Origin of the sequence: Deinococcus wulumuqiensis R12 (assembly GCF_011067105.1) — a bacterium.
GTDB classification, from domain to species: domain Bacteria; phylum Deinococcota; class Deinococci; order Deinococcales; family Deinococcaceae; genus Deinococcus; species Deinococcus wulumuqiensis.
Genome location: NZ_CP049359.1, coordinates 212,501 through 222,570, shown reverse-complemented (window position 1 = coordinate 222,570; position 10,070 = coordinate 212,501). Strand labels below are relative to the sequence as shown.

Annotated in this window: 13 protein-coding genes (1 of these 13 cut by a window edge); 6 read left to right on the top strand and 7 right to left on the bottom strand. The window is 60.9% G+C overall.

Going from position 1 to position 10,070, the window contains the following annotated elements; all coding sequences use genetic code 11:
- The first annotated feature begins 9 nt into the window (after positions 1 to 9).
- Positions 10 to 1,407: an MDR family MFS transporter gene (locus G6R31_RS16265; RefSeq protein ID WP_029732977.1), complete on the top strand. Its 1,398-nt coding sequence runs from the start codon at positions 10 to 12 to the stop codon at positions 1,405 to 1,407.
- 24 nt (positions 1,408 to 1,431) lie between these two features.
- On the opposite strand, the gene G6R31_RS16260 is transcribed toward G6R31_RS16265, so the two are convergent.
- On the bottom strand, positions 1,432 to 2,250 hold the full coding sequence (locus tag G6R31_RS16260; RefSeq protein ID WP_241846629.1) for an RNA-guided endonuclease InsQ/TnpB family protein: 819 nt from the start codon (positions 2,248 to 2,250) through the stop codon (positions 1,432 to 1,434).
- A 174-nt stretch (positions 2,251 to 2,424) separates the two neighbouring features.
- Between G6R31_RS16260 and G6R31_RS16255 the strand changes: the two genes are divergently transcribed.
- Positions 2,425 to 3,237, top strand: a complete 813-nt coding sequence (locus G6R31_RS16255; RefSeq protein WP_010884088.1) for an IS5-like element ISDra5 family transposase — start codon at positions 2,425 to 2,427, stop codon at positions 3,235 to 3,237.
- Positions 3,238 to 3,243: 6 nt separating this feature from the next.
- Here the strand turns inward: G6R31_RS16255 and G6R31_RS16250 are convergent, their stop codons facing one another.
- The 3 genes from G6R31_RS16250 to G6R31_RS16240 all read right to left on the bottom strand — a co-directional run bounded on the left by G6R31_RS16250 (position 3,244) and on the right by G6R31_RS16240 (position 6,004).
- Positions 3,244 to 3,693: a hypothetical protein gene (locus G6R31_RS16250; protein ID WP_017872097.1), complete on the bottom strand. Its 450-nt coding sequence runs from the start codon at positions 3,691 to 3,693 to the stop codon at positions 3,244 to 3,246.
- A gap of 294 nt (positions 3,694 to 3,987) precedes the next feature.
- Positions 3,988 to 4,209: a hypothetical protein gene (locus tag G6R31_RS16245; RefSeq protein WP_017872023.1), complete on the bottom strand. Its 222-nt coding sequence runs from the start codon at positions 4,207 to 4,209 to the stop codon at positions 3,988 to 3,990.
- 124 nt (positions 4,210 to 4,333) lie between these two features.
- Positions 4,334 to 6,004 carry a VOC family protein gene (locus G6R31_RS16240; RefSeq protein WP_017872024.1) on the bottom strand — a complete coding sequence of 557 codons (1,671 nt, stop codon included), beginning with the start codon at positions 6,002 to 6,004 and terminating at the stop codon, positions 4,334 to 4,336.
- Between the two features lie 74 nt (positions 6,005 to 6,078).
- Between G6R31_RS16240 and G6R31_RS16235 the strand changes: the two genes are divergently transcribed.
- A complete protein-coding gene (locus G6R31_RS16235; RefSeq protein ID WP_017872025.1) occupies positions 6,079 to 6,507 on the top strand; it encodes a MarR family winged helix-turn-helix transcriptional regulator in 429 nt (142 codons plus the stop codon).
- 283 nt (positions 6,508 to 6,790) lie between these two features.
- Complete coding sequence (gene wrbA / locus G6R31_RS16230) at positions 6,791 to 7,396, top strand: NAD(P)H:quinone oxidoreductase (RefSeq protein WP_017872026.1); 606 nt, start codon at positions 6,791 to 6,793, stop codon at positions 7,394 to 7,396.
- Positions 7,397 to 7,490: 94 nt separating this feature from the next.
- On the opposite strand, the gene G6R31_RS16225 is transcribed toward wrbA, so the two are convergent.
- From G6R31_RS16225 to G6R31_RS16215, 3 genes are read right to left on the bottom strand one after another with little or no spacing between them, the layout of a single operon-like run.
- Entirely contained in the window at positions 7,491 to 8,201 is a 711-nt protein-coding gene (locus G6R31_RS16225) for an IS6 family transposase (RefSeq protein ID WP_164994041.1), read from the bottom strand.
- A gap of 20 nt (positions 8,202 to 8,221) precedes the next feature.
- A complete protein-coding gene (locus G6R31_RS16220; protein ID WP_225983085.1) occupies positions 8,222 to 8,704 on the bottom strand; it encodes a PIN domain-containing protein in 483 nt (160 codons plus the stop codon).
- A gap of 20 nt (positions 8,705 to 8,724) precedes the next feature.
- The gene (locus G6R31_RS16215; protein WP_081608363.1) at positions 8,725 to 9,147 is read right to left on the bottom strand and encodes a helix-turn-helix domain-containing protein; all 423 of its coding nucleotides are present in this window, start codon (positions 9,145 to 9,147) and stop codon (positions 8,725 to 8,727) included.
- A gap of 114 nt (positions 9,148 to 9,261) precedes the next feature.
- On the opposite strand from G6R31_RS16215, the gene G6R31_RS16210 reads away from it, so the two are divergent.
- Both G6R31_RS16210 and G6R31_RS16205 read left to right on the top strand, forming a co-directional pair.
- Entirely contained in the window at positions 9,262 to 9,531 is a 270-nt protein-coding gene (locus G6R31_RS16210) for a hypothetical protein (RefSeq protein WP_164994040.1), read from the top strand.
- A 148-nt stretch (positions 9,532 to 9,679) separates the two neighbouring features.
- Positions 9,680 to 10,070 carry the 5' portion of an IS4 family transposase gene (locus tag G6R31_RS16205; protein ID WP_164994046.1) on the top strand. Its footprint extends 593 nt past the window's final position, so only the first 391 of its 984 coding nucleotides appear in the window; the start codon lies at positions 9,680 to 9,682; its stop codon lies off the right edge, out of view.

Sequence of the window (10,070 nt, the reverse complement as noted above, 5' to 3'; positions counted from 1 at the left end):
AGTTCAAAGATGACCCACCCCACGACTCAAGCGCCCACCGTCCCAGATTCACCTTCCCTGTCCCCGGCCCAGGCGCGGCTACGCACCCTCGCCACGACGGGGCTGATTATCGGCGTGTTCCTGAACGCCATGGAAGCCAGCGTGGTGTCCAGCGCCATGCCCAGCGTGATTGACGAACTGCACGGGGCCGCCTACTACGCGCTTCCCTTCGCCATCTACATGCTCACCACCACCGTCTCCAGCCCGCTGTGGGGGCGCGGGTCGGACATCGTGGGGCGCAAAAAGCTGTACCTCATCGGGATGGTGCTGTTTCTGATCGGCTCCGCCCTCAGCGGCGCGGCGCAGAACATGGGCTGGCTCATCGGCGCACGCGCCTTGCAGGGTCTGGGGGCCGGGGCGCTGCTTACCATCAGCCTGACCATCGTGGGTGAACTGTTCACGCCCCAGGAACGTGGACGGGTGCAGTCGTTCATCAGCGCCGTGTGGGGCATCTCGGGTCTCGTGGGGCCGCTGCTGGGCGGCTTCCTGACCGACCAACTCTCGTGGCGCTGGACTTTTTATGTGTCGTTGCCGTTCGGCGTGGTGGCCTTCTACATGGTCAGCCGCTACCTTCAGGACACCGGGACGCGCCGCTCCGCGCAGCTCGACTGGCTGGGGGCGCTGCTGTTCACGGTGGGCAGTGGCCTGAGCATCTGGGGCCTGGAACTCAGGAACTGGCCCTTCGTGGGGCTGGGCGTGCTGACGCTGGCGCTGGCGGTGTATCTGGAAAGCCGCCACCCCAGCCCGCTGCTGCCCATGCGGGCGCTGGGGCAACGCATCACGTCCGCCGCGTTTGTGGGCAACCTGCTGGGCGGCGCGGCGTACTTCGGGGTGGTGGCTTATCTGCCGCTGTACGCCCAGGGCGTGACCCACGGCGGCGCGACCTCGGCAGGTCTGGTGCTGACCCCGATGCTGGTGGGCTGGACGCTGGCGAGTATCACGGCGGCGCAGCTGATGAAGAAAATCCCGCTGGTGCGCCTGGCGCAGGCTGGCTTCGCGGTGCTGAGCGTGATGTTCGTCCTGCTGACCTTCACGGTGCATTCGCCGCTGTGGGTCACCAGCGTCCTGAGCTTTTTCGTGGGCACGGGCATGGGCTTTTCGATGCTGTCGCTGCTGCTGGCGGCGCAACAGTCTGCCGAACGCACCGAACTGGGGGCCGTGACCAGTGGGGTCATGTTCGCCCGGCAGATGGGCGGCGCGGTGGGCGTGGCGGTCATGGCGCTCCTCATCGGCGAAGCGGCCATTCACGCGGGCGGGGTGGAACTCGCCGAGGGCCTGCGCCGGGCGTACTTCCTGGCGATTGGGCTGGTGGTCGTCGCCCTGGCCGTGAGCCTGTCGCTGAAGGTGCCCAAAACAGTGCAGGCCTGAGCTGGAGTTGGTCATGACCCCGCTCTAAAGAGCGAGGCTTGTGTCTGGACTCCACCGCAACTCGGCGTACCTCGAAAGGCGTGCCGCTTTGGCTTCAGCGTCCGACACATCTCGCCCAGCAGACCCAGCTTGCGGGTCTGCGCTTTGAGGGCGACCAGGGGTGCATGACAGACACCCCGTGCTTGCCCAGTCCTGCCGGACAAGCAATGCCCTGAGTCCTACGTTTCTGGCCCCCATCAAATCGGAGTGCAGATGATACCCGCAACTTTCGCAAACAAACATCAACCCGGAATTGGGGCGGTTGCCTTTCGAGCAGTGACCGCAACGGGTGCAAGTTTGGCTGGTGTAGTGCGCGTCAACCTTCACGACGAAACTGCCATGCAGCGGCGCTTTGTAGGCCAGGAATCCCAGCAACTCAGCGTAGCTCCATCTCGCACGGCGGCGATTGGCCTTCCTCTGCTTCTCAGAACTGTTCGGGCGGCTGCGTCTTTCGGTACGCTCATGCACTCCGGTCAATTCTTCGACGCCGATAAAGGCGTGGGGATAGGTTTTGAGGATTTCGGAAGCGAGAGAGCTATTGGTGTCAGCAATGAACCGTCTTTCCCGGCCCGACAGCGCCACCAGACGGCGGACTGCGGAACGGGTGCCTTTTTGCTGAAGCGACTTGCGGGCTTTGGCATACCTCTCCGCTTTGCGAAGGGTCGCCTTACCCGACTTGAAGAAGGCTTGATTGGAGGTGCTGCTGGCGACGGCGAAGTACCGCATCCCCACATCCACGCCCACCACCTGCTTGTGGGTCATAGGGTCGGGGTCGGGAAGCTCAATCGAGAGCGGGACAAGCAGGAAATACTGCTTCTTCCGCTTGTCGTACCAGAGCTTGCCCGCCCCGATTTCAGCGCCCTGCGCGATGTATTCAAGATGCTTGGCGTAGAGCCTGTCAGTCTAGCAATCTGACTTTTTATAAAAAATATGTAAATAGCATAGTAAGGGTGTCACGGCTGGGTGTAGAACTGGGACATGCTGTCAGAGCGAAAACCCTACAAGAGCGACCTGGACGACGAAACTTACCTCTTCATCCTGCCTTACTTTCTGCTCGCTCCAGAAGACGCTCACCAGCGCGTCTACCCGATACGTGAAGTCCTCAATGCCGCTCTGTGGATTGGCCGCACAGGGAGTCAGTGGGAGTACCTCCCACACGACTTTCCGCCATACAAAATTGTCCATCAGCAACTGATGCGGTGGTTTGAACGAGGTTGCTTCGAGAACCTCGCTCACGACCTGCATTCACTGGTTCGCGAGGACGCCCTCAAGGAGGGCGTTCCTACCGTTGCCATCGTGGATAGCCGCACTCTGCAAAGCACGCCCGAGAGTGGCGGACGTGCTGGATATGACGGTGGAAAGCGTCGTAAGGGCAGCAAAATCCACGCTGCTGTCGACACGATGGGTAATGTCATGACGTTGCTCGTCACCCCTGGCAATGAGCAAGACCGAGAGCAGGTCTATGACTTGTGCCGCGAGGTGCAGCAGGTCACTGGTGACCACATTGATGTCGTTATCGCCGACCAGGGGTACACCGGAGAGCAGCCGCAGATTGATGCTTCCTTGAACGATGTGGAACTTGTTGTGGTGAAACGCCCGACTGGAGCGACGGGCTTTGTGCTGCTTCCGTTGCGATGGGTGGTTGAACGGACATTCGCCTGGACAGCACGTTTTCGCCGTCTATCACGTGATTTGGAGAGGCTGCAAAGCAGTCTCCTCGGCTTTCACTGGCTCGCGGTATCTGTTACGCTCCTAAACAAATTAAAGCCAATTCTTGGCTCGCTAGCCTGACAGCCTCTAGCCCTCGTAGGGCAGGACCAAACGGCCTTGCAGGGTGGAAATGCTCACCTGCTGGCCTTTCTTGAACGAGTAGTCGCGCTGGTACTGGTAGCTCAGGGTGCGGGAGACGAACTTGGGCGCTTGGTCCAGCCCTTTGTACCTGCGGGCTTTCGGATTCACGGCGCGTTTCGCCGCGCTCTGCTTTACCTTCGTCCAGAGGGTCTTGTACGTCGCGCCCACCTGACGCGGAACGGAGCAGGCCATCTGAGCGCCCAGCCCGAACCGTTCGCGGAGGGTGGCGTAGACCTCCTTCTGAATCTTGGCGGCGTTGCTGGATTTCTCCATCTCAAACGCCTTCTGACTCGTAAAGTTCAGCGCATCCCGAAAGCTCAACGTCACCGCATCCAGGGCGGCTTTTTGCTCCCTGGTGTGGTTCAGCTTGAGCTTGGCGGTGAGCGTAATCTTCACGGGGAGAAGAATATGCTCTATGTGTACGAAAAGAAAGGCCGCCCTACGGGCGGCGCACCATTCCTCCCCGCACTGAAGTACGGGGCATCCTGGAGTTTTCTGTGATTTTGGCGCTGCTCGTACTGCTTTGAAGAAGAGTTATACGGATTCCGCTTAATTCCTGCACAGTCGGGAAAGCGCCGCCTGTGCATCCATATCGCGGAATCCGTATTTTTTCCTACTCGCATCCGCTCTGCTGCGCAGCTTTGCAAGTCGGATTGAATCTGAAACTACCAGATTCAATCGGAATCCGTCTCAGTTCACCAGCACCAGCCGGTCGCTGCCTTCCGCGTTCCAGGCGGTCTCCACCTCGGCCAGCGGGCGGATGTCCACTGGGGTCGTCCAGCCGTGTGCGGCGGCAGCCTCCAGCATCTCGCCAATCGCCCTGACCAGTTCGCGGTTGGGCACGCTGCCCAGGCCACTGCCCACCGCCCCGAACACGACACGGGTGAGCAGCGGTTCGCAAGTGAAAAGCATGGGTCGCCCCTTGAATTTGATGATGGGAAAAAGCGCGGAGCTGCCGTGTCTTCAAAAGCCGAAATAAGCAGGAAGTGCCCCACCTCACAGTGGAGACACTTCTTGCTGTCCAGAAACGGGTTCCTTAGACGCTGCGGGCCGAGACTTCCTGAAGCATCTTCTGCACGGCCAGAATCTCGTCTTCGTTGATGGTGTGGCCCATGTTCGGGTAGATGCGCTTGTCCACCTTCGCGCCGTGTCCGGCCAGGATCTCGGCGCTGTCCTCGACGCGCTTGAGGGGAATGTGGCTGTCCACATCGCTGCACCCGATAAAGAAGGGCGTACCGTCCAGGTCGCCGGGGTAGTCGCGGGGGGTACCTTCCGGCCCGATCAGGCCGCCGGAGAAGGCGAACACGCCGCCGTAGCGCCGCGAGTTGCGGGCCACATATTCCAGCGTCAGGCACGCGCCCTGCGAGAAGCCGCCCAGCACGATGTTTTCGGGCGGAATGCCCTGCTCGCCCAGCGTGTTGACGATGTCGTCAATCATCTGGAGGCCCGACGACAGGCCGGGTTCGTTGCGCTCCAGCGGGGCCAGGAAGCTTTCGGGATACCAGGTGCTCCCCTGCGCTTGCGGCGCGACGTAGGCGAAGGCCGAGAGGTTGAACTGCTGCGAGAGGTTCAGGATGTCCTCGGCGCTGCCTCCGCGCCCGTGTACCAGAATCACGGCGGCGCGGGCTTCGTCCAGGGCGCGGCCCGTGGTCATCACCGGCTGGCCCTGGTGCGGGCCGTTCACGCGCAGCCCGTCGGAGAGGCTGGCGGCGCTGCCCTGGGCGCTGCTCTGGCTGGTGCCGCCAATCGTCACGCCGTACTCGTGGTTCACGATGGGCTTGACGCGGGCCTCGATCGCCGCCCGTTTGCTCTCGTACCAGGCGGGCAATTTCAGGTGCTTGCCCAGTTCGTCCACGCTCTCGTCGGCGGGGAAGCCGGGGGCGTCGGTGGCGACTTCGAACAGGATGCCGGAGCGCTCGCGGAAGTAGATGGAGTGGAAGTACTGGCGGTCTTGCACGGGCGTCACCTGATACCCCGCCTGACTCAGCACCTTCTGGTATTCCAGTTGCTCGGCGTCGTCCACGGTGCGCAGGGCGACGTGGTGCACGCTGCCTGCGCTGAACTGGCCGTGCGGCTTGCCGGGGCGCTCGACCAGGTCGATGTACAGGCCCACGCCGTCCGACTGGCCCCGGTAGCGGGTGCGCGTGCCTTCGGCGTCCTGCTCGCTGCCCACTTTGGTAAAGCCCAGCGGCCCGGTCAGCAGGCTCGCGGTCTGGGCGGTCTGCGCGACCCAGCCGGTGACGCTGTGAAAGCCGTTCAGGGCGTATTCGCGGGGCACGGGGCTGTTGGGCCAGAAGCTCGGCACGTCCGCGCCTTCCTCGAAGATGATTTCAATCCACAGGCCGTCGGGGTCTTCAAACTTGACGGCGGGGCTGCCGAAGCGGGTTTCCTCGGTAAAGGGAATATTGAACCCTTGCAGGCGGGCTTTCCAGTAGTCCTGCGATGCGACGGGCGCAGCGTAAGCCGCCGCCACGATTTCACCGTTGCCGCGCCGCCCTTTGACCGCGTTGGGCCAGGGAAAGTAGGTCATGATGGTGCCGGGGGCGCCGGTTTCGTCGCCGTAGTAGAGGTGGTACGTGCCGGGGTCGTCGAAGTTGACGGTGACTTTGACCATGCGCTGGCCCAGAACCTGGGTGAAGAAGTCCACGTTCTTCTGGGGGTCGCTGGCCATGACGGTCAGGTGGTGGAGGCCTTGAATCGGATTCATGAGGCCATCATAACTTAAATCTTTAAGTGTTATGTAACTAAAATCTCTTTGTAAAGATCGTTTACAGTGGGGGGATGATTGAGTCGGAACTTGACCTTGCCGTGAAACAGCCCGCCATCCGACTGTGGCGGCGGCTGGTCTACACCACGCAGGGCAAGGTTCGTGAAGTGGAAGCGGTCCTGGCCCCACTGGGGCTGACCATGACCGAATTTGACCTGCTGGCCGTACTGCGGCGCTTTGACGGCGCGACCCAGCAGGAAGTCGCCCAGCGCCTGCTGTTTACCGAAGCGAACATGTCCTACCACGCCAAACGGCTGGTGGCCCGTGGCCTGATTGAGCGCCAGACGGCAGGCAAACGCAAACTGCTCAGGCTCACAGCCACCGGCCAACACTTGGTCGAGCAGGCCCTGCCCAAGGTACTTGAGATTCACGAACTTCAGTTTTCCGACCTGAACGATGAGGAACTGATGACGCTCAGAAACCTGCTGAGGCGGCTGAAATAGAGCATTTGACAGAAAAAGCGGAGCGTCTCTGTCCGACTTGCAAAGCTGCAAAGCAGAGCGAAGCGAGTGAATTTAGACGAGCAGGGCGAAGAATGGAGCGGGTGGCGGTGCTGTCAGGGCGCACGCGTCATTCGGAGAACTGCGCTGGGGCGTAAAAGCCGAGCCTATCCTGTGCGCCGCCCGGGACGGATGAGGAAGCCCCCTTGACAGTTAAAGATTTAAGTGATTTAGTACCCTCCAAAGGCGGCAGGCCAGAGAGGCCACGGCCGTCAAGGAGAACCTTATGACCCAGAACGCTGTGAAAATCGCCGTCGTGTTCTACTCCACCTACGGCACTGGCCTCGCCATGGCCCGTGAAGCCGCCGAAGCCGCCCGTGAAGCTGGCGCAGAAGTGCGCCTGGTGCGCGTGGCCGAAACCGCCCCCGAAGCTGTCGTGAACGGCCAGGACGCCTGGAAAGCCAACCTCGACGCCATGCAGGACATTCCCGTGGCGACCCCCGCCGACATGGAGTGGGCCGACGGCTACATCTTCAGCAGCCCCACCCGTTTCGGCGGTGCGGCCAGCCAGATGCGCGCCTTTATCGACACCCTCGGCGGCCTGTGGGCCAGCGGCAAACTCGCCAACAAGACCTTCAGCGCCATGACCAGCGCCCAGAACCCCAACGGCGGCCAGGAAACCACCCTGCAGACCCTGTACTTCACCGCGATGCACTGGGGCGCTATCCTGACCCCTCCCGGCTACAGCGACCCGGTGATTTTCGCTTCGGGCGGCAACTCCTACGGCGCGAGCGTGACCGCCAACGGCCAGCCCGTGAGCGACGCCGACAAGGCCAGCATTCGCCACCAGGCCAAGCGCCAGGTCGAGCTGACGCAGAAGCTGAGGGGCTAAACCCACTTTGAAAAAGAGATGAGGCAAATTGTCTTGTCGGTTCTGGCAACTTAACCTGAGTGAGGCCGGAGTAGCTCAGCAGGTGGCTTGATTCTCAAGCCACCTGCTGCATCGCCTCTCGCCAGCGGAGAAGAGCTGCGGATTGATGGCTTCGTCTGAGGGTGGCGGGAACGGTGGTTCGCGTGTGTCGATGGAGGTTCGAGACTCGGGCGTGCAGGGCGAGGAATTCTTGTGTTCGTTTCCGGCGCTTGAAGCCCAGTTGGCCTCGTTCTTGCTGCCGGGTGGGTCGATGAGATTGCTCCACCAGATTGTTACAGCGGGCGGTGGAAACGACCTGAACGTGCTCCACGTCGTGGAGCACGGGAATCTCACGCAGCGCCGCCCCATAGCTCCACAGCTTGTCGGTATGGATCACCTCCGGCACGTCGTATTCCCCCAGGAGGCGGACAAAAAAGGACTTGGCCGCCTGGGTGTCTCGGTGTTCCTGAAGCAGAATGTCCAGCACGTCCCCGTATTCGTCGACCGCTCGCCACAACCAATGCTTGACCCCGCCGACCTTGACGCAGACCTCGTCCAGATGCCATCGAGAACCCCGGCGGGGTTCTCGATGGCGCAGTTCCTCGGTCAGGAGTGGGGCGAACTTGATGTTCCACTGACGGAGGGTCTCGTGACTGACCTGAACACCACGCTCGTGAAGCAGTTCCTGAACGTCCCGCTGGCTGAGGGGGAAGCGGTGGTAGAGCCGCAGGGCATACCCAATGACACTCAGCGGGAATCGATGTCGATAGGGCTTCCGGTCAGTCACAGCTCGGCAGCCTATCAGCGTTAAGTTGCCAGAACCTCCACAAGACTCATGGGTGGATTTTTCAGCGAAGCCATCAGTTTGTTCAGCGTGGCCCGGCAGCCTTCAGGATTGGTCGTGAGCAGGTGCGTGAGCACCACATCAGGATGCTGAGCCGTCAAGTTGGCTGGTAAAGCCGATTCTGGAAAATCTTTCAGGTTGAAAGTCACCAGAATGTCGGCCTCAGCCTGAATGGCTGCGGCCAGCACATGACGGTCATCGGGGTCAGGCAACTGCAACTCAGCCATCAGCTTTTCATAGCCGCTGACGCTGGCTGCTGGAAAAGCGGCTTCCATGCGCCCTTGAGTGCGTTCAATCACGGCCGCGCTGTATCCCGCGTCATCCACCAGATGACGCTTCCATTCCTCCTGAACTTTTGCGGACCAGTGGACGGTGCAGACCCTTTCCGCCGCCAGACGCAAGAGCAAGTTCCGCAGCAAGTCGCCATACAGCACGTTGGCATCCAAAAAAAGACGTGGGGACAAATTCAGTACATCCCAGCGGCCTGCTCATCAGCCACGATGTCATCCAGAAGCGCATGTTGCCTGTCGCGTTCCATCTGGAAAGCTTGGACATCAGATAGGGCTATTCGGCGGTGGGTGCCGACCTTACGGTAAGGAATGATTCCAGTCTCCAGAAGATGGGTCACTAAATAAGGCCGACTCACGCCAAGCAGTTCGGCAGCTTCCTGAGCACTCAGTTCACGCTTGCTGGTCAGGAGCGTGACGCCATTTCCCTCCTGGAATTCCTTAAGACTGGCCCTGAGCAACTCCACCAGTACAGGAGAAGCGGCCAGGGCAGGTTGACCAGGAAGATTGATGGCGACGGCGCCTCCCTGCTCGAGCTGACGGGCAAAAGCAGCTAAAAGCTGCTGCTCTTCCACCTGTGGATTGAAAGTAGAAGCAGTCATGGCTATACCTTATCACATCTGAAATAAATGAAATAGACGAAACGGGGAGGACAAGCCTACTGGCGACTGGTGGGTTGCTGCTCTTGCGCCCTTGCTACGCTGGAGTTCGCCACTATGAAGAAGCGCTTACAGGAGAAAAAAAAGCAGGCCAGTGGCCTGCTGAACGAGGACAGTTCAGTCACGCCTGCAAGCCACCTTGCAGATGGTCTTCTGGTGGAGGAAGGCGAAGCGGGTCTGGCACATGACTTCAAGGCCGTCCTGGCACAACCCCAAACATCTGCTGTCGAAGAGAACAATCGCAAGTCCAGGACCTCAGTAGGTGACAACTTCAGTTTGGCCTCGTCCCAGACGGAGAAAACCAACAGTCAGCCCCATCAAGCTTGATGGGGCTGACTGTTCGCGGTCTTCTGAAGGTGTGAAGTCCACAGAATCCACTGTCCAGCAGGCTACCGCACTCACCCAGCACTTCAAAACGCACGCCAGTCACCTCCGCATCGACACGCTCCAGCGGCTCATCGATGTCCTCCTGGCGATGATTGCCGCGAGGAGCGTCAATCATCACGACCTGAGTGCCCATATGCCCGGTATCAGTACCCCACAGGCTAAAAAAAGGCGGGCAGACCGCACTTTCCGGGATGAGCAGCTGGACATGGGCTTTTTCATCGCGCTGCTCGTCGTGCATCTCCCACCAGGGAAGGTCTTGCTGAGTCTGGACCGCACGAACTGGGAGCACGGGGAGACGCCCATCAATTTTCTGGTGCTTGGAGCCGTGGTTCACGGCTTCACCCTGCCCCTGATCTGGGTGCCTCTCGACCAGTCCGGGAACAGCCACACGTACGCCCGGATGTGGCTGGTGTTGAAGCTCCTTCGGGCCTTGCCAGCGAAACGCTGGCTGGGCCTGGTGGCCGATCGGGAGTTCATTG

Excerpts from the sequence above, each read along its gene's own strand:
- G6R31_RS16215 (WP_081608363.1), bottom strand. The coding sequence starts at position 9,147 with ATGACTGCTTCTACTTTCAATCCACAGGTGGAAGAGCAGCAGCTTTTA.
- G6R31_RS16210 (WP_164994040.1), top strand. The coding sequence starts at position 9,262 with ATGAAGAAGCGCTTACAGGAGAAAAAAAAGCAGGCCAGTGGCCTGCTG.
- G6R31_RS16235 (WP_017872025.1), top strand. The coding sequence starts at position 6,079 with ATGATTGAGTCGGAACTTGACCTTGCCGTGAAACAGCCCGCCATCCGA.
- G6R31_RS16255 (WP_010884088.1), top strand. The coding sequence starts at position 2,425 with ATGCTGTCAGAGCGAAAACCCTACAAGAGCGACCTGGACGACGAAACT.
- G6R31_RS16245 (WP_017872023.1), bottom strand. The coding sequence starts at position 4,209 with ATGCTTTTCACTTGCGAACCGCTGCTCACCCGTGTCGTGTTCGGGGCG.
- wrbA (WP_017872026.1), top strand. The coding sequence starts at position 6,791 with ATGACCCAGAACGCTGTGAAAATCGCCGTCGTGTTCTACTCCACCTAC.
- G6R31_RS16265 (WP_029732977.1), top strand. The coding sequence starts at position 10 with ATGACCCACCCCACGACTCAAGCGCCCACCGTCCCAGATTCACCTTCC.
- G6R31_RS16240 (WP_017872024.1), bottom strand. The coding sequence starts at position 6,004 with ATGAATCCGATTCAAGGCCTCCACCACCTGACCGTCATGGCCAGCGAC.